This window comes from Sphingopyxis sp. GC21, from assembly GCF_025727575.1.
Lineage (GTDB): Bacteria > Pseudomonadota > Alphaproteobacteria > Sphingomonadales > Sphingomonadaceae > Sphingopyxis > Sphingopyxis terrae_A.
Map to the genome: position 1 here is coordinate 2,451,563 of NZ_CP095845.1, position 18,226 is coordinate 2,469,788.

The 18,226-nt window shown below is 65.9% G+C and carries 17 protein-coding genes; 6 read left to right on the forward strand and 11 right to left on the reverse strand.

What is annotated here, in order from left to right:
- Window positions 1-259: 259 nt before the first annotated feature.
- A complete protein-coding gene (locus MU856_RS11810; protein ID WP_058812614.1) occupies window positions 260-508 on the forward strand; it encodes a hypothetical protein in 249 nt (82 codons plus the stop codon).
- On the opposite strand, the gene MU856_RS11815 is transcribed toward MU856_RS11810, so the two are convergent.
- Window positions 492-1,265 (reverse strand): CDP-alcohol phosphatidyltransferase family protein, encoded by a 774-nt coding sequence (locus tag MU856_RS11815; RefSeq protein WP_062900588.1) that lies wholly within the window; start codon window positions 1,263-1,265, stop codon window positions 492-494. The genes MU856_RS11810 and MU856_RS11815 overlap by 17 nt on opposite strands.
- Window positions 1,265-1,999, reverse strand: coding sequence for a phosphatidylserine decarboxylase (locus MU856_RS11820; protein ID WP_003040171.1), 735 nt, complete (start codon window positions 1,997-1,999; stop codon window positions 1,265-1,267). The genes MU856_RS11815 and MU856_RS11820 overlap by 1 nt, the downstream gene beginning before the upstream one ends.
- A 146-nt stretch (window positions 2,000-2,145) precedes the next feature.
- Here MU856_RS11820 and MU856_RS11825 point away from each other — a divergent pair, with 146 nt between their 5' ends.
- Together MU856_RS11825 and MU856_RS11830 are read left to right on the forward strand one after the other, a co-directional pair.
- Window positions 2,146-3,360 (forward strand): NADP-dependent isocitrate dehydrogenase, encoded by a 1,215-nt coding sequence (locus tag MU856_RS11825; RefSeq protein ID WP_062900589.1) that lies wholly within the window; start codon window positions 2,146-2,148, stop codon window positions 3,358-3,360.
- Between the two features lie 78 nt (window positions 3,361-3,438).
- On the forward strand, window positions 3,439-5,214 hold the full coding sequence (locus MU856_RS11830) for a cation:proton antiporter (RefSeq protein ID WP_062900590.1): 1,776 nt from the start codon (window positions 3,439-3,441) through the stop codon (window positions 5,212-5,214).
- Here the strand turns inward: MU856_RS11830 and MU856_RS11835 are convergent, their stop codons facing one another.
- Complete coding sequence (locus tag MU856_RS11835) at window positions 5,215-8,157, reverse strand: M16 family metallopeptidase (RefSeq protein ID WP_263587661.1); 2,943 nt, start codon at window positions 8,155-8,157, stop codon at window positions 5,215-5,217.
- A gap of 85 nt (window positions 8,158-8,242) precedes the next feature.
- On the opposite strand from MU856_RS11835, the gene MU856_RS11840 reads away from it, so the two are divergent.
- The gene (locus MU856_RS11840) at window positions 8,243-9,103 is read left to right on the forward strand and encodes a carbon-nitrogen hydrolase family protein (protein ID WP_062900592.1); all 861 of its coding nucleotides are present in this window, start codon (window positions 8,243-8,245) and stop codon (window positions 9,101-9,103) included.
- 125 nt (window positions 9,104-9,228) lie between these two features.
- Here MU856_RS11840 and MU856_RS11845 read toward each other — a convergent pair whose 3' ends face one another.
- On the reverse strand, window positions 9,229-9,564 hold the full coding sequence (locus MU856_RS11845) for a hypothetical protein (RefSeq protein WP_263587662.1): 336 nt from the start codon (window positions 9,562-9,564) through the stop codon (window positions 9,229-9,231).
- Between the two features lie 73 nt (window positions 9,565-9,637).
- Window positions 9,638-10,429 carry an NUDIX hydrolase gene (locus MU856_RS11850; protein WP_186402650.1) on the reverse strand — a complete coding sequence of 264 codons (792 nt, stop codon included), beginning with the start codon at window positions 10,427-10,429 and terminating at the stop codon, window positions 9,638-9,640.
- Window positions 10,430-10,554: 125 nt separating this feature from the next.
- Between MU856_RS11850 and MU856_RS11855 the strand changes: the two genes are divergently transcribed.
- The gene (locus MU856_RS11855; RefSeq protein WP_062902962.1) at window positions 10,555-11,184 is read left to right on the forward strand and encodes a DUF4126 domain-containing protein; all 630 of its coding nucleotides are present in this window, start codon (window positions 10,555-10,557) and stop codon (window positions 11,182-11,184) included.
- A 3-nt stretch (window positions 11,185-11,187) separates the two neighbouring features.
- On the opposite strand, the gene MU856_RS11860 is transcribed toward MU856_RS11855, so the two are convergent.
- Entirely contained in the window at window positions 11,188-12,411 is a 1,224-nt protein-coding gene (locus tag MU856_RS11860; protein WP_062900594.1) for an NAD(P)/FAD-dependent oxidoreductase, read from the reverse strand.
- Between the two features lie 133 nt (window positions 12,412-12,544).
- On the opposite strand from MU856_RS11860, the gene MU856_RS11865 reads away from it, so the two are divergent.
- A complete protein-coding gene (locus MU856_RS11865) occupies window positions 12,545-14,356 on the forward strand; it encodes a diguanylate cyclase (RefSeq protein ID WP_062900595.1) in 1,812 nt (603 codons plus the stop codon).
- 39 nt (window positions 14,357-14,395) lie between these two features.
- On the opposite strand, the gene MU856_RS11870 is transcribed toward MU856_RS11865, so the two are convergent.
- The 5 genes from MU856_RS11870 to MU856_RS11890 all read right to left on the reverse strand — a co-directional run bounded on the left by MU856_RS11870 (window position 14,396) and on the right by MU856_RS11890 (window position 18,064).
- The gene (locus MU856_RS11870; protein ID WP_062900596.1) at window positions 14,396-15,022 is read right to left on the reverse strand and encodes an SCO family protein; all 627 of its coding nucleotides are present in this window, start codon (window positions 15,020-15,022) and stop codon (window positions 14,396-14,398) included.
- Window positions 15,009-15,494, reverse strand: a complete 486-nt coding sequence (locus MU856_RS11875; protein WP_062900597.1) for a copper chaperone PCu(A)C — start codon at window positions 15,492-15,494, stop codon at window positions 15,009-15,011. Before MU856_RS11875 ends, MU856_RS11870 begins: the two co-directional genes overlap by 14 nt.
- Window positions 15,495-15,664: 170 nt before the next feature.
- Window positions 15,665-16,168, reverse strand: a complete 504-nt coding sequence (locus MU856_RS11880) for a DUF2244 domain-containing protein (protein WP_202988361.1) — start codon at window positions 16,166-16,168, stop codon at window positions 15,665-15,667.
- A 77-nt stretch (window positions 16,169-16,245) separates the two neighbouring features.
- Window positions 16,246-16,656: a DUF2946 family protein gene (locus MU856_RS11885; RefSeq protein WP_263587663.1), complete on the reverse strand. Its 411-nt coding sequence runs from the start codon at window positions 16,654-16,656 to the stop codon at window positions 16,246-16,248.
- Window positions 16,657-16,735: 79 nt separating this feature from the next.
- On the reverse strand, window positions 16,736-18,064 hold the full coding sequence (locus MU856_RS11890; RefSeq protein ID WP_263587664.1) for an MFS transporter: 1,329 nt from the start codon (window positions 18,062-18,064) through the stop codon (window positions 16,736-16,738).
- Window positions 18,065-18,226 lie beyond the last annotated feature (162 nt).

Consider the following 18,226-nt stretch of genomic DNA (forward strand, 5'->3'; position numbering starts at 1 on the left):
CCCGGCACCGGTATGTGCGCCTTCCATGTGGAATGGGCGGGCCGTTAGACGGCTTGCCCGCGAAAAGCAAGGCCCAAGCGTCGATTAGCCCCCCTATTGGCTCGGCGCGCCTTGCACCGCGCCCGACTCAACTCATCGACAAAACATAACGCTTCGCCGCATTAGCATTGAGAACAAATAGAGAACATGGAACGAAAAGGTCAGCAAAACCGTAGCTCCGGGCGAAGGTTTCGCACAGGGAAGCCGAAAGGACAAGAAAATGGTTCAGGTCGCCGCCGCTCTTCTCTTCGCAAGTGCCGCCGGACTGGGTGTGCTGGTGATTCTCGCCATGCTGCGCACCAATGGCGATGCGATCTTGTCGGCGCTTGCCGGCGAAGGCGCCTTCCCGCACGGCTCGTCCCCGCAGACCGGCCCGGCCGCGACCGTCGTGCCGCTGCGCCGCCGCGACATGCCGCGCGGCGTTCGCACCCCTGTTCGCGTTCAGCCGCTGATCAGCCGCGCCGCCTGACTTTCGCGTAGCTCGCAAGTCCGAAGGGCAGCAGAGCGACATAGAAGACGCAGATCGCAAGCAAGGTCGGCCACGGCGCGGTGACGAGCGCTGCGCCGAGCAGCCCCACCCCCGCCAGCGCGAACAGCCGCCACGACCGGCGCAGGCGGATCGACGACCAGCTGTATGTCGGGATTGCCGAGATCATCAGCATCGCGACGCCAAGCGCCCACGGCATGACGACATACCATTCGCGGAACATGTCGTTGCCGGTCGAAAGCCAGAGATAGACGGGAACAAAGGCAAGGCCAGCCCCCGCAGGCGCCGGAATGCCGGTGTTGAAGCCCGCCGACTTGTGCGGCTGGACATCGGCGTCCATCCGCGAATTGAACCGCGCCAGCCGCAGCGCGCAGCCGACCGCGAGCGCCAGCGCCGCAGTCCAGCCGAACTTGGGCGCGTCGTCCAGCGACCACAGAAACAGGATCATCGCCGGCGCAACGCCGAAGGCAATGACATCAGAGAGGGAATCGAGTTCGGCGCCGAATTTGCTCTGCGCGCGCAGCAGGCGCGCGATGCGCCCGTCCATCCCGTCGAGCACCCCGGCGAAGATCACCGCCGCCAGCGCCTTTTCCCATTCCTCGCCGATCGCGAAACGCACGCCCGTCAGGCCGAAGCACAGGGCGAGCGCGGTAATCGCGTTGGGCGCAAAGGCACGCAGCGGGATGCCGCCGATACGGCGCGGGTCGACACCCGTCCGGGGATCGCGATCGCCCGCCATTATTGCCCGATGCCGTCGATCGTGTCGCCCTTGCCGAGCCGGGCAACAATCGTTTCGCCGGCCAGCGTGCGCTGCCCCAGCAACACCTGCGGCGCGGTGCCTTGCGGCAGATAGACATCGACACGGCTGCCGAAGCGGATCAGGCCGACGCGTTGGCCCGTCGCAAGCTCGGTTCCCATGCTCACGAAGGGCATGATGCGCCGCGCCACCAGCCCCGCAATCTGGGTGAAGCCGATGCGCACCCCGTCAGCGCGTTCGACGACGAAATGCTGGCGCTCGTTTTCCTCGCTCGCCTTGTCGAGATCGGCGTTCACGAACTTGCCGGGGATATAAACGAGCTTGCGCAGCGTCCCGGCAACCGGGGTACGATTGATATGGACGTCGAACACGCTCATGAAGATCGATACGCGCAGCATCGGCGCATCGCCCAGCCCGTCGGCCCCAGCGATTTCGGGCGGGGGCGGGACTTCGGCAATCTGGGTGACGAGCCCGTCGGCAGGCGCGATGACCAGGTCGGCACTGGTCGGCGTCACGCGCACCGGGTCACGGAAAAAGGCGCCGACCCACGCGGTGATTCCGGCCATCAGCCAGCCGGCGATTTCCCAGCCGAGCAGCCAGAAACAGACGGTGACGATCGCCGCGATCAACAGGAATTTGCGGCCCTCGGGGTGAATCGACGGCCAGCGCCACTTGATGCCGCCGCCGGGGCGGTTGGAAGAGATGGTGGTGGACATGCCGATTGTTCTAGGGCGCGCATCGAGCACTGACAATCGCTTATCCCGCCCCGCCCGCTCGCGGGACGGCACCACGGCGGTTGAACATTGCCCCGGCTTTGCCTAAGGCCCCCTGCAATTCGACTCCCCAAGGAAAAGGCAGCAGCATGGGCAAGATCAAGGTAGTCAACCCGGTCGTCGAACTCGACGGCGACGAAATGACGCGGATCATCTGGCAGTGGATTCGCGAACGGCTGATCCTGCCCTATCTCGACGTCGACCTGCATTATTACGACCTCGGCATCGAGGAGCGCGACCGCACCGACGACAAGATCACCGTCGAAGCCGCCAATGCGATCAAGAAATATGGCGTCGGCGTGAAGTGCGCGACGATCACCCCCGACGAAGCGCGCGTCGAGGAATTCGGCCTCAAGAAGATGTGGAAGTCGCCCAACGGCACGATCCGCAACATCCTGGGTGGCGTCGTGTTCCGCGAACCGATCGTCATCAAGAATGTCCCGCGGCTTGTCCCCGGCTGGACCGACCCGATCGTCGTCGGCCGTCACGCCTTCGGCGACCAGTATCGCGCCACCGATTACCGCGTCCCCGGTCCCGGCAAGCTGCGCCTGGTGTTCGAAGGCGAGGACGGCACGATCATCGACGAGGAAGTGTTCCAGTTCCCCTCGTCGGGCGTCGCAATGGCGATGTACAATCTCGACGATTCGATCCGCGATTTCGCGCGCGCCAGCATGAACTATGGCCTCGCGCGCGGCTGGCCCGTCTATCTGTCGACCAAGAACACGATCCTGAAGGCCTATGACGGCCGCTTCAAGGATCTGTTCGAGGAAGTCTATCAGAACGAATTCAAGGCCAAATTCGAAGCAGCCGGCATCATTTACGAGCATCGCCTGATCGACGACATGGTCGCCTCGGCCCTCAAATGGTCGGGCAAGTTCGTCTGGGCCTGCAAGAATTACGACGGCGACGTCCAGTCGGACACGGTGGCACAGGGCTTCGGCTCGCTCGGCCTGATGACCAGCGTGCTGATGACGCCCGACGGCCAGACCGTGGAATCCGAAGCCGCGCACGGCACCGTCACCCGCCATTACCGCATGCACCAGCAGGGCAAGGCGACCTCGACGAACCCGATCGCGTCGATCTTTGCCTGGACCGGCGGGCTCAAGCATCGCGGCAAGCTCGACGGCACGCCCGAGGTGACGAAGTTTGCCGAAGACCTTGAGCGTGTGTGCATCGAAACCGTCGAAAGCGGCAAGATGACCAAGGATCTGGCGCTGCTGATCGGTCCCGATCAGAACTGGCTGACCACCGAGGGCTTCTTCGAAGCAATCGTCGAAAATCTCGAAAAGAAGATGGGCTCCTGAGCCAGCGGGCTTAAACAACCGAAAAGGTTGGGATAGGCATCTAGCCAATCGGGGCCGGCCTGCATAAGGTCGGCCCTTATGGTAAGTGAACAGGACACATCGGCTATCGGCAACGCGCTGGTGGTGCTGGGGGCGGCGGGAATCGTCATCCCGGCCTTTGCGCGCTTTCGCATCTCGCCGGTGATCGGGTTCATTCTCGTCGGGCTGCTCGTCGGGCCATCGGGGCTCGGGGCGCTCGCCGCCGATTATCCGTGGCTGCGGCACATCACCATCGCTTCGAGCGAAGACATCGCGCTGTTCGGCGAATTCGGCATCATCCTGCTGCTCTTTTCGATCGGGCTCGAACTGTCGTTCCGACGCCTGTGGCAGCTGCGCAAGCTGGTCTTCGGCATCGGGGCTGCCGAACTGTTGCTGGGCGGCGCGATACTGGGCACGGCGCTGTTCCTGCTGGGCGATCATTCGACCGCCGCGGCCTATGGCCTCGGCATCGCCCTCGCCCTCTCATCGACGGCGCTGGTGCTGCCGATCGCGGGCACCAAATCGGCCGTCGGCCGCGCTTCCTTTGCGATGTTGCTGTTCGAGGATCTGGCGATCGTCCCGATCATCTTCGTTCTCGGCGCGCTGTCCCCCATCGCGGCGAGCGACAATACCGAGCTTATGCTGACGACGCTGTGGCAGGGCGCGCTGGTCGTGGCGATCCTCGCGGTCGCGGGCTGGTTCCTGCTGCCGCGCATCTTCGCGCAGGCCGCGCGCGCAAAGGATCCCGAGCTGTTTCTGGCGGCGAGCCTGCTGGTCGTGATCGTCGCGGCGCTGGCGACCGCCGCGGTCGGCCTGTCGCCGATCGTCGGCGCGCTGCTGGCCGGCCTGATGATCGCCGAGACCGAATATCATAGCGAAGTCGAAGCAATCACGGCGCCGTTCAAAGGCCTCGCGCTCGGCGTGTTCCTGATCAGCGTCGGCATGGGGCTCAACCTCAAGACGATCGCGGCGCAATGGCCCGAGCTGATCGCCGCCGTAGTCGGCGTGGTCTTGATCAAATCGATCGTGACCGCGGCGCTGCTGCGCTTTTCGGGCGCCGCGCGGCGCGGCACGGCGGCCGAGGTCGGATTGCTGATGGCCAGCCCGTCGGAAACGACGCTGATCGTTCTTGCAACGGCGCTTCAGGCGCAGCTCATCAGCCGCACCACCGCCGAATTCTGGCAGCTCGTCACCGCAATCGGCCTGACGATCACGCCGCTCCTCGCCCGCGTGGGCCACGATGTCGCGCGCCGGATAGAGATGCGCAGCGGCGACGCGCAGGAAGAAGAAACGCCCGAAGGCCGTACCGTCGTCGTCGGCTTCGGCCGCGTCGGGCGCACCGTCGCCGAATTGCTGCGCGAACATCAGCGACCCTATGTCGCGGTCGACGCCGATATCGACACCGTCGCGGCTGCGAAGCGCGACGGTTTTTCGGTCCGTTTCGCCGATGTGGCGCGCCCGGGCAGCCTCGACCGGATGGGGATCGAAAATGCCGACGCGATCGTGCTGACGATGGACGATCCGGTGCAGCAATTGCGCATGACGCGCCAGCTTCGCCAGAAATATCCCGAGCTGCCGATCATCAGCCGCGCGCGCGACGCCGATCATGCCGCGGCGCTCTATCGGGCCGGCGCCACCGACGCAGTGCCCGAAACGCTCGAAAGCTCGCTGCAACTCGCCGAAGCGGTGCTGGTCGATCTGGGCGTTGCGATGGGCCCCGTCATCGCCTCGATCCACGATGTCCGGGCGCGCATGCGCCACGACATCATGACCAAGGGCGAGCTCGCCGACGAACCGCGCATCCGCAAGCTGCGCCGCCCCGAAGGCAGCGCCTGACTATTTGCCGCCGCCGATCGCCCCGCCATCGAGCGCCGCCGCCTGCGCCAGCGTCATTCCCTTCGGCAGCACCGCCAGCGACCATTTCCGCCCCGGCACCAGATATTGCCGCGCCAGACGCTGAATATCGGCGGCGCTGATATTGGTCACATCGTCCTCGATCGCCATCGCCGCCTTGATATAGCGCGGATCGCGCGTCGCGCCCTCGAGCAGATACATCCAGTAGAGATTGCCGGTCGTCGCGCGCGCGACCTGTTCGCGGATCGGCCCGGCATTGCGCGCGAGTTCGTCGGCGCTGACGGACCGCGCGACGAGATCGGCGGCAATGTCGTCGGCGATGCTATAGAGCCGGTTAACGTCCTTCGGCGCCAGCAGGCTGCCGACCAGCAGATAGCCGCCGCTCTTTTCGAAACCCGTCGGCCAATGGCTGTCGACGACCGGGCCATAGCTTGCGCCCTGTTCGGCGCGCAGCCGGTCGAACAGGCGGTCGTTGAAGATCGCAGCGAGCACATCCATCGCCCGCGCATCGCGCATATTGTCGATCCCGCCGCTCGTCGGCCAGGCGATCATCGCCGCCGCCTGCCCCTTGTCGCCGGTATGATAGGCAACGAACGGCTTTGCATTATGCTGCGCGAAGGCGACGCTCTGCCCGCCCGCCGGTGCGAGCGGCTGGCGCGGCGCAAGCGCTCCGAAACTTTCGGCAAGCAACTGCTTGTAATCGACCGATTCGAGATCGCCGAATATCTGGACCTCGATCGGGCCGCTCTTGAGGCGCGGTTCCCAGAAAGCGCGGAAGGCGGCGGGCGTAAGCCCTTCGATCGCGGCGCGCGACGGCGGCGCCCAGCGCGTGTCGCCGCCCGCCAGCCAGCCGCGCAGATTGCGGTCGAGTACCGCATTGGGCGTCGCGTCATTGAGGTCGAAACCGGTCAGCAGGCCAACGCGCAGCCGCTCGATCGGCGAGGCATCCCAGCGCGGCGCCGCGAGCTTGGTCGCCATGAGGCGCAGCTGATCGCGCAGATCGGCGGGGTTGCTCTCTGCGGTCATCTCAAAGGCGTCGTCGTCGATATCGAAGCCCATCTGGATCTGGCGACCGTTGGTTGCCTGGTCGAGCTCGTTCTGGCCCCACGGACCGACACCGCTTGCCATCAACGCATAATCGCCGGTCCACAGCAGATTGGGTGCGTTCCCCGCGACGCTGCGATTGCCGCTGCCGAAGCGGACGTTGACGCGCACCTTGCCGGGTTCGACCTTGTTGTCGGCCACCAGCGCGGTCACGCCATTGGCGAATTCGAGACGCTGGACATGCAGGCCGGGGAGCGGCGTTTCGGATTCGATCGTGCCGGGATGCCCCAGCGCGGGAAGCTGGCTGAAATCGACCTTGGCCGCCGCGACGCGATCGTCGCGCGCGGTGACGGGCGCGGCAAGCGCGGCCAGCAACGCCTTGTCGCCGCCTTCGATCGGCGTCGGCGTCGTCAGCACGAGCCGCGTGACGGGCGCCGCGAAAATCGCCCGGCTGATGTCGAGCATCACCTGCGGCGTCGCCGACGCGCGGATCGCGGCGAACATATCGACCTGCCCCTTGGGGCTCGTTACCGTTTCGCCGATATCGACCGCGCGGACCATGTCGTCGGCGAGGCGCGATCCTGGCTCGTTGGGCGCATTTTCCAGTTCCTTGCGCAGAAAGGCCTCGATCTCGTTCGCTTCGCGGTCGATGTCGGCCTGCGACGGCGGGGTCTGGACGGCATCGGCGATAACCCCGCGCACGTCGGCAAGCGCGGCCTTCCAGTCGCCGAGCGGCACGATTTCGGCCGAGGTGACATCGGCGCTGCGGCTGACATAATCCTGGCTGACGGTGGCAACCAGATAGCTGCCGCCGCTGCGCGCGCGATTTTCCAATCGGCGATTGACGAGCGCCTGCGCGAGATATTCGAGATAAAGCCGCCGCGTGTTTTCGACGGTGTCGATGCGCTTTTTCCACGGCCGGATCATCGCGAGCGTCAGCGCGAGCGGCTGGTTTGCCTCGACGATTTCCTTCGCGACCGGTTGCGACGGATCGGGCTTGCCAAAATCGGGCTGCGCCGGGTTCGGTCCGGGCTCCTTCCAGTCCCCGAAATATTTGCCGATCAGCGCGGCGAACTGTGCGGGGTCGCCATCGCCGACCATCACGACGACGGCGCGGTCGGGACGATACCAGCGATCGTGAAACGCCTGAACGCTTTTCGCGCTGGCGGCACCGAGCGCCGCGGTCGTCCCGATCGGCGACCGTTCGCCGAGCAATTGCCCGGCGAACAGATGCCCGCTCGTCGCGTCGGCGATACGCTTTTGCGGCCCGTCCTGTTCGCGCAGTTCGGACAGCACGACGCCGCGCTCGGCCGTCACCGCGGCATCGGTGATCCGCGGTTCGCGCACCATGCCCGAGAGCAACTTCATGCTTTCGTCGAGCGTCGTCGGCGTGACGCTGGGCAGATCGAGCTGATAGACGGTCTGCGTCGGCGTCGTTTGCGCATTTGAATCGCTCCCGAAGGTGACACCGAAACGCTGCCAGATGCGCTTCGTCTCTCCGTCGGGAATATGCAACGAGCCGCGAAATGTCAGATGTTCGAGCAGATGCGCAAAGCCGCGTTCGCTGTTCGATTCGAACATCGACCCGACATCCATCCGCACCCGGATCGACACCTGACCCGGTGGCACGCCATTGTTGCGAACGGCGTAGCGCAAGCCATTGGGGAGAACCCCGAAGCGCCAGCCCTCGTCGCGCGGAATATCGCTGCCTTCATAAAGCCAGTCGCTTGCTTGCCCCGCGAGCGTCGATGCGGCCGCCGGTGCCGGAGTCGATTGCGCCGTAGCGAGCGGCGCGATCAGGAGCGCCAGCGCGCTGGCGCAGGCCGGAAGCAGGAAAAGGGAAAGCGATCGACGCGCGGTCGACGGGGGAGAGACGGACATCGCGGCTATTTATCGCTTTCGAACCTTGCTGGCCACTGAACTGTCACAGCTTGTCCTTCGCGAAGGAGGCGCCTAGCCAGAACCGATGCAACGCCCACCGCACGCCCCGGTTGCCGCCATCGTTCAAATGACCAGCGGAATCGATCCCGACGCCAATCTGCGGGTGATCGATCGCGCGCTGGCCGCGGCGGCCGCCGAAGGCGCCGCGATGGCCTTTTTCCCGGAGATGTCGCTGCTGCTCGACCGCGACCGGCAAAGATCGGCTGCGCATATGCAGCGCGAGGCCGACAGCCCGTGGCCCGCAGCGCTCGCGGACATGGCGCGGCGCCACCATATCTGGCTCCACAGCGGATCGATGCCCCTGCTCGCCGACGGCAGCGAGCGCCGCGTCAACCGCAGCCATGTAATCGACGACAAGGGCGAGATCCGCGCACGCTACGACAAGATCCACATGTTCGACGTGACCCTGCCGACGGGCGAGAACTGGACCGAGTCGGCCGCCTATGCGGGCGGTGACGCGATTGTCCTCGTCGATACGCCGCTTGGCCGGCTGGGCTTTTCGATCTGTTATGATCTACGCTTTCCCGAGCTCTATCGCGCCCTCGTGGACGGTGGCGCCGAACTGATCGCGATCCCGGCCGCCTTTACCGTGCCGACCGGCGAAGCGCATTGGCACCCGCTGCTCCGCGCCCGGGCAATCGAAACCGCCTGCCACGTCATTGCGGCGGCGCAAGCGGGAACGCACGCCGACGGGCGCGCGACCTTTGGCCACAGCCTCGCCGTCGATCCCTGGGGGACGGTGCTGATGGACGTGAGCTTGCAAAAGGATGACGGCGCCGCGGGCTATGATATCGGCTTCGTGGCAATCGACGCGCAGGCGCGGAAACGGGCTCGCGACGCCATCCCCCTCGCCCGATCGCGCTCGGTGCGGAATATAGAGATTTAGGCCGGGGGCTCTAGGCCGGGGGCTCTAGGCCGGGCGCTGTCACCGCGCAGAAGACAGCCTGCAGAATCACAAAGGGCTCCGAGCAAAGCCCGGAGCCCTTTGGTATCGGTTTGACCCGGAGCCTGTTACGGGCTGGTCGGGCTGTCTTCGTTGTTATCCGAAGCGATGATGATACCGCCGATGATAGCCGCGAGAGCGACAACAGCGATGATCCAGCCGGAGCCTTCCAGCTTGCTTTCACCGTTGAGTTCCGAATTGGCGCGTGCCGAGTCGAACGACTGAGCCGAAGCGGTGATCGGCGCCGCAAGCATCGAGGTCGCCGCGAGGGAGATCGCAGCCTTCTTAAGCAGGTTCATCTTATTCTCCGTCCACTGGATATATCGTCTCGATCCACACCGCGAAATGGCTTCCCCGCCATGGACCTGCCCGATCGGTTTAAGCGTAATTGCCGTCGATTGCAATCACCATTTCCCTATTTCGGTACTAGTTAGGAAATTGCTAAATATTGCAAAAGTTGCGCAGCTGGTCGCGATTCTAACCCCGCCTGACTTGCTCGAACGCTTCGCTCGTCACGGGATAGCCCAGATGACCCGGAATGCACAGATGCGGGGTGCCGTCCCGCTCCTCTATCCACGGCGTTACCAGTTCGACCGGATAATTTTCCGCGTGGCGCGCGAAGCCCGCAAAATCGTCGGCCTGCGCGATTCGTTCGAGGTTGCGGCGCGTGGGAAAGATGACCGACACCTCGCCGCGATCGGCGAGCGTCAGCGTATCGCGGGCGCTGGACCAGAATATGTGGCTATGCTCGGCCTCCTCGACCGTCAGTTCGTGCCCGTGCGGCGGCGCCGCAACGGCATAGAAGCGTGTGTCGAAGGTTCGCGCTTCCTTGAAATTGGGGCACCAGCGCGCAAAGGGCACCAGCCCGCCGAGCTGGATCGGCGCCCCATGCGCGGCCAATATGTCCGACAGCAACGTGCCGCCCAGAAGCGCGCGGCGAACATCGGCAAGGTCGGGTTCGGCAAGGTTGGGCAGCCCGACGCCAAGCCCCGTTTCCTCAAGCGTTTCGCGCAACGCAGCGACCCGCGCCGCGCCTTCGGCCGGATCCTCGCCAAAGCCGTAACGCTCGGCGACCAGATGATCGTCGGGATCGACGCGACCGCCGGGAAAGACCACCGCCCCCGCCGCGAACGCCATGTTGCTCGCGCGTTTGACCATCAATATCTCGTCGGGATCATCGTTGCCGGAGGGCCGCATGATGACGAGCGTGGCGGCCGGGATGGCCCCGTCGGGTAGCTTGGGCGATTGCGGTGGCGCGGGATCGGTCATGAAAATTCGATAACTAGGCTTTGCGCGCTTGTCATCTGCCATTGCCGCCAGCGACGACGGCCCCATTGCCGCGGCATTCAAGAGGGTGCAAGATGCCGCAACTTGGCGCGGCCGGAGGCAAGGCAATGGGATTGGCCGAAATATTGGGGGTCGCGGGCAGCATCAGCCTGTTGTCGGGCTGGCGCCTCTACCTCACGATCCTGGCGACCGGCGTCGCGATGCATTTCGGCTGGCTGCCGCTGCCCGAACATTTGCAGGCGCTGCAGATATTGGCGAACCCCTGGGTCATGGGCGTCGCCGCAGTCGGTACGCTCGCCGAGTTTCTGGCCGACAAGATCGCGTGGGTCGACAGCATCTGGGACAGCGTACACGGTATTGTCCGCCCGCTCGGCGGCGCGTTGCTGACGCTCGCGCTCGTCGACAGCGCCGATCCGGCGTGGCAGATGATCGCTTTCATCCTCGGCGGCGGCGGCGCGCTCATCAGTCACAGCGCCAAGGCAACGACCCGCGCGGTGGTCAACATCAGCCCCGAACCCTATAGCAATGCCGCGGTATCAACCGGCGAAGACGTCGCGACGACGGGACTTCTCGCGCTGGTAATCGCCTTTCCCGCGGTCGCCATCGTCATTGCCCTATTGCTGCTGATCGCCGCTGTCCTCGTCATCATTGCGCTGCGAAAATTGCTCCGCAGCGTCAGAGGCGGGCTCAAACGCGCGCTCGGCGACCCCGCAGACGCCCCACCGCCCATCGTCTGAGCGTCAGGCGGTGAGCAATTCCTTGAGGGGCGTTTCGCCATCGGCGAGCTGCTCGGGGGTTGCGGTGGTGCCGGCGGTGACGAGCATGCGGCCCTGGACATAGTCTTTGGTGGCATTGACGCAGTCGAGCGCGATGACCTTGCCGGCCTTCAGGTAGACGACCGAGAAGCTGCGGCTGGCGGGATCGCCGCGCAGCACCGCCTGGTCGTGGTCCGTCGAGAGGCCGACAGTCTGGAGCTTGAGGTCATATTGGTTCGACCAGAACCAGGGGATCGCATGATAGGGCGCTTCGGCGCCGCAGATGCCCTTGGCCACGACATTCGCCTGGTCATTGGCATTCTGCACCGATTCGAGGCGGATCACCGCGCCTTCGGCAAAATCGTTCGCATGCGCCGCGCAGTCGCCGATCGCATAGATGTCGGGCAGGCTCGTCCGGCAGAGCGGATCGACCAGCACGCCGTTGCCGCCCTCGGCCCCCGCCGCGAGCAGCGGTTCGACCGCCGGCACGATGCCGATGCCGACGATGACGAGATCGGCGGGGATCACCGCGCCATCCGCCAGCCGCACGCCAGTGACATGCGTGTCGCCCTCGATCGCCGCGACCTGGGCGCCGAGCCGCAGGTCGACGCCATGAGCGCGGTGCTCCTTCTCGAAGAAGCGCGACAGATCCTTGCCCGCGACCCGCGCAAGCACGCGGTCCAGGGCCTCCAGCAGCACGACCTTCTTGCCCGCCTTGGTCAGCACCGCCGCCGCCTCCAGCCCGATATAGCCGCCGCCGATCACCACGATCTGCTGCGCGCTTTCCGAAGCCGCCTTCATCGCGTCGGCATCGGCGCGCGTGCGCACCCCCTGCACGCCGGGCAGGTCGCCGCCGGGGATCGGCAGCATCCGCGGATGGCCGCCGGTCGCCCAGACGAGCTTGCCATAGCCGATGGTCTCGCCGCCGTCGGTGGTGACGCGGTGCGCGGCCGGATCGACCGCCACGACGCGCTTGCCGAGCAGCATCGTCACGTCGCGCTCGTCCCAATAATTAGCGGGGCGCAGCTGGATGCGCTCGAACTCTTTCTCGCCTGCGAAATATTCCTTCGACAAGGGCGGCCGCTCATAGGGAAGCTCCGCCTCCTCCCCCACGATCGCTATGCTCCCGGTAAACTTCTGCGTCCGCAGCATGATTGCCGCCTGCGCGCCCCCGTGGCCCCCGCCAACTATCAACACGTCGAAGTTCATGGTCCGCCCATCTCCCGGATCGCTGCTTGCGCTGCGCGCCCCGTGACACGCACGGCGAGGCTGCGCAAGCGCGGGCTGCGCCGATCGCCGCATTAACATTTCCCAATCGATGCGATCCTATTAGGGGGGCAGCATGCGTTTGGCGACAATCACCAACTGGGCCTATGCCGCGACGGTCGTGCTGACGATCGCGTCGAGCACGACGATGCTGCTGGCCTCGAACGCGACCGACCGCGAACGGGCGGCGGTCGAGCAGCGATACCGGCTCGATCAGGCGACCGCGACGCTGGAGGAGGATGTTTTCCTGCTCAGCGACCGGGCGCGACAATATGTGAACACCGGCGATCCGACCTATCTGGTCGGCTATCGTTCCGAAGAGGCGGCGCTCAAATCAGTCGAGGAGCGCATTTCTCATATCGGCGATGCCGGGGCATCGACCGGCGAGATCGAAGCGTTGGCCGATGCGGTGCGGCTCGCCGATCTGCTCCATGACGAACAGCATGCGGCAGTCGCCTCGCACGAGGGCGGCGACGAAGCGAAAGCGCGGCAATTGCTGTTCGGTGCCGAATATGAACGCCAGCTCGACCGCGCCGAACTCGAACTCAAACGCTTCCGCGACCGGCTCGACGCGCGGGTCCAGTCGCAGGTCAATTCCGCGACCGAGGTGGCGCGGCTGTGGAAGGGCATTTCGGAGATCACGCTGGCGCTGACCGCATTACTGGTGCTGTGCGTGCTGTATTTCGTCTTCAAGCAGCGCGTGCTGCACCCGGTCGTCAAGCTGAGCGACGTCGTCAACCGGTTGGCGGCGCAGGACTTCGCCGCCGAGCCGCCCGCCTTCGACCAGGTCGACGAGATCGGTGACATGGCGCAGGCGATCCGCATTTTCCGCGAAAACGGGTTGGAACGGCAAAGACTGGAAAGCGAACGCGACGCCGATCGCGCGATGCGTGACCTGCTGTCGCGGATGACACAGCGGCTGCAGGGCTGCGACACGATGGACGATCTGAAAGACGTCGTGCAACGCTTTGTCCCCGAAATAACGCCGGGGCTTGCCGGGCGCCTTTATCTGCTCGACCGCCAGCGCAACATGGTGGTCGAGGCGTGCGGGTGGCAGAACGCCGGCCATTCGCGCGCAGAATTTTCGGCGCTCGCCTGCTGGGCGCTGCGCCGCGGACTGCCGCACCGTCCCGCGGGCGACAATGTCGATGTGCCGTGCGACCATGTCGACCGCAGCGATGCCGCGGCGCCCATCGACACGCTGTGCCTGCCGCTCACCGCGCAGCGCGAGACGCTGGGCCTCCTTTATTTCGAAGCGCCGGCGGGCAACCCCGGCGCGCTGTCCGGCCCCGAAATCTATCTCGATATGCTGGCGGAGAATATCGGGCTGGCGATCGCCAATCTGCAATTGCGCGAAACGCTGCGCGAATTGGCACTCGCCGACCCGCTGACCGGCCTGTCGAACCGCCGCCAGCTCGACCAGCTGCTCGGTATCCAGATCGCGCAAGCCGAACGGCTGGGGCAGGATCTGGGCTGCCTGATGATCGACGTCGATCATTTCAAGCGTTTCAACGACGTCCACGGACACGACGCGGGCGACACGGTGCTGCGCGAAGTCGGCAAGGTGCTGGCGGGCGTGAAGCGCGATGCGGGCCTCGCCTTTCGCTATGGCGGCGAGGAGTTCATGCTGCTGCTCCCCGGCCTGTCGGTCGAGGGCGCGACCGAGCGCGCCGAGGAAATCCGTACCCGCGTCGCCGCACTGGCGCTGGGATCGGAGGCTGGGAATATGGGGCCGGTAACGGTGTCGATCGGCGTTGCGATCACCCCGCTGCACTGCCCGCCCGACCGGCTGGTCCGCACCGCCGACGCCGCCCTGCTGCGCGCGAAGGCGATGGGCCGCGACCGGGTCGAGGTGGCGCAACAGCGCGATTCCTTCGCCGCGGTCTGACGGGCCGCGCCGCGAGGGCGCGGCCCGCCGAAGCCAGGATCAGGCAATGATGCGCTTCAGCTTTTCGAGCGCCGTCTTGTCATTCTCGTGATAGTCGATGGTGGTGACGAAGTGGCCGTCCTTGTCCATCAGATAGATGGCGGCGGTGTGATCGACCGTATAGTCGCCGCCCTCAATCGGCACCTTGCGGACATAGACGCCATATTCCTTCTGGATTTGGGCAAGCTGGGCATCGGTTCCGGTCGCCCCGATGATCGGCGTCTTGAACAGCGCGACATAGCTGCCGATGTCGGCGGGCCGGTCGTGCTGCGGATCGACCGAGACGAAGACGATGTCGAACTTCATCCCGTCGGGACCGAGTTGTTCGCGAAGCTGCGCCATGCGCGCGAGGCTGGTCGGGCAGACGTCGGGGCAGCGGGTGAAACCGAAGAAGATCGCGAAGGGCCGGCCCTTCAGCGTCCGGTCGGTGAGCGTCGAGCCATCGGCCGCGGTGAGCGTGAAAGGGCCGCCGATCGCGGTGCCGGCGGAGGCGGCCGGCGCGCTCTTGCTGCCGTCTCCGCCACCAACCGCCAATATGACGCCGAAGACTGCGGCGACGGCGACGAGCACCCACAGGATGCGACGAACGACGACCATCGGCGGGGTGCCGCCCTCAATGTCCGCCATGACCGCCCTCCATCGGTGCGGTCGATGCGATCGGTTGCACCTTGAAGCGCACGGCGACCTTCCCCTGCCGCGCGAAGACCAGCGTCGCGGGGATCATGTCGCCCTGCTTGAATGGCTTTTTGAGGCCCATGAACATGATGTGATAGCCGCCGGGCTTGAGTTCGAGCGTGCCACCCGCCGGGATGGCGAGGCCGCCGTTGACCCGGCGCATCCGCATCACCCCGTCCTCGACCTTCATCATGTGGATCTGGACGTCGGCGGCGGCGGGCGAAGTCGCCGAGATGAGCCGGTCTTCGGTCTTGCCCTTGTTCGTTATGGTCAGAAAGCCGCCGCCGGCCTTTTGCCCCGGCGCGGTTTCGCGCGACCAGGGGTGGCCGATGGCGAGCGCGCCGGCGGCGACGCCGTGCGCGAGCAGCGGCGGCGCGGCGACCAGCGCCGTTGCCGCCAACATGATGCGGATTGAAGGTTTCATCGAACGATCTCCTGTTGAAAAACTATTGTCTGCGCGGGATGCGCGGCGGCCCAGTTTTGAGCGGCTGCCGATCCGACCTGCATCAGCAGGCACAGACCGACAGCCGCCCAGCAGCGGCGGCGAAACCGGCGCAATGCGGCAATGCGGCGAGGCGGAGATGGGGCCATGTCCTACCTCATGTGGTTGCTTGCCGCGAGCGCACGGGCGAGGATCGGGGCGATCTCGCGCCGCTCGTCGAGGTTCAGGCAATGCCCGACCTCGAAGCGCTGCATTCGGTGGTGGAAGACGAGTCGGCAGTCGGTCGGCCCGCGCCGCTCCAGCTCGAAGCGAAGCCAATAGGACGGCAGGTCGACGGCCGCCCTGCTGCGCCCGCGCCAGACGAACCGGCCATCCGACAGTTCGAGCCATTCCTCGGGCGGCGGATTGCGCTGGTGCCATTCGAGCGCCAGCACCAGCGCCGCCATCGTCGACAACGCGAACAGCGGCACCAGCCAGCGCCCCTGCAGCGCTGGCAGGATCGCCATCGCCATGAACAGCAGGATCAGAACGGTAAAGGTCTCGCGCCCGTGCTCCGTCAGGCGCGACCGGTTCTCGCGCATGCGCAGGCGGATGCCATCGGGCGCATCGAACGCGGACGCTTCATCGTCCGCATGCCACCCCTCGGGACGGCGCATTATTTCGTACATGGACAATCTCCGGCAGGACCGCGCGATCAAGGCGCGCGGCTGTCCGACACAGCGGGTTCAGCGTGTCAGGCGTGCGCCGGAGGGCCGCGCAGCGGCGGGCGGAGACGGGAAAGACGACGCAGCGGCGGCACCGGAAGCGGCGCGAAACCGAGCGCGAACAGAAACGCGATCGCCGCAAGCAAAAACGCCGGATCGGCGGCGGCGACGGCGCCATGTGCGAGCGCGGTAAAGGCGCATTCGCCCTTGCCGCCATGCTTGGCGGGCACATCTTCGCTGCCCTTTTCGAAGGGAATCACGATCTGCTGCGCGAGCGGCTGGCCGCCGGGATCAGAGCAGAGGACGACGTCGATCGTCCGCGATGCATCATGGCCGGGCATATAGCCCGCGGGAACCAGCGCTTTCGAAAGCAACGCCAGCGCGACCAGCCACATGGCCAGCCCGCGATGACGTGCAATCCAGGCGCGTACCCCCGTCATTGGTCCCCTTTACGCTGGCGCGCGACGCTTGTCACCGGCCGCGCGTACCGCGGCGGCCGGACAAATTGTCTCAGGCCGATCAGCCGATGGTGCGCGCCAGTTCGCGGTTGAGCCACAGGGCGACGAGCGTGCCGACCGCGCCCGACAACAGATAGCCGCCGGCGGCGATCAGGCCGAAGCTGCTCGACAGCCAGAGCGCGACCATCGGCGCGAAGCCCGCGCCGAACAGCCAGGCAAGGTCGGAGGTGAAGGCCGATCCGGTGTAGCGGTGCCGCGGCAGAAATTCGGACGAGAGCGCACCCGACGACTGGCCGAACGACAGCCCGAGCAGCGCGAAGCCCAGGATCATGAACACCGCCTCGCCCGCTTCGCCCGCGTCGAGGAGTTGCGGCGCGAAGCCGCTGAACGCGGCGATGGCAGCGGCGGTCGCGCCCAGCACGGTGCGGCGGCCGAAGCTGTCGGCGAGCCGGCCCGACGCGATGATCGCGAGCACGCCGACGAACGCGGCCACCGCCTCGATCATCAGGAAGCGCGCCGGTGTTTCCTCGGTGAACAGGAACACCCACGACAGCGGGAAAACCGTAACCATATGGAAGAGCGCAAAGCTGGCGAGCGGCGCGAAGGCGCCGGTCAGGATGACCTTCCATTCCGACCGTACCGTTTCGGTGAGCGGCGCGGGTTCGAGCGACTTGTCCTCGAACAGTGCGGCATATTCGGGCGTGACGACGATGCGTAGCCGAGCGAAAAGCGCGACGACGTTGATCGCGAAGGCGACGAAGAAGGGATAGCGCCAGCCCCAGTCGAGGAAATCCTGCGCGGGCAGCGCCGAGATCAGGAACATGAAGAGCAGGCTTGCGACGATCAGGCCGAGCGGGGCGCCGAGCTGCGGAATCATCGCATACCAGCCGCGCTTGCCCGCCGGCGCGTTGATCGCGAGGAGCGAGGCAAGCCCGTCCCACGACCCGCCGAGCGCCACGCCCTGGCCCATGCGGAACAGCGCGAGGAGCAGCGCGGCGCCGATACCGATGGATTCATAGCCGGGCAGGAAGGCGATCGCTGCCGTCGACCCGCCGAGCAGGAACAGCGCGGTCGTCAGCTTTGCGCCGCGGCCATAGGCGCGGTCGATCGCGGTGAAGATCACCGTGCCGACGGGGCGCGCGACGAAGGCGAGCGCGAAGATCGCGAAGGACCAGAGCGTCCCCTGCAGCGGATCGAGCTGCGGAAAGATCAGCTTCGGGAACACCAGCACCGATGCGATCGCATAGACGAAGAAGTCGAAAAATTCCGACGTGCGCCCGATGACCACGCCGATGGCGATCTCTCCCGGCGCGATCGGATGGCCGTCATCGTGAAGCGCGCGGGCGTCCCGTTCGGCCTGGGTGGTGGTGGGCGCGGAATCGGCAGACATGGATAGGCGGTCCTGCATCGGGCGCCGCCGCCGGCATGCGCGACGGGCATGCACGGAGGGATGGCGCGAGTCGGGTTATAGGGCGCGGCGCCCCTTCATGAAAATGCCCCTGCGTCATTGATCACGATCAAGGGATTGGACAAAATGTCCTATGTGCGGTGC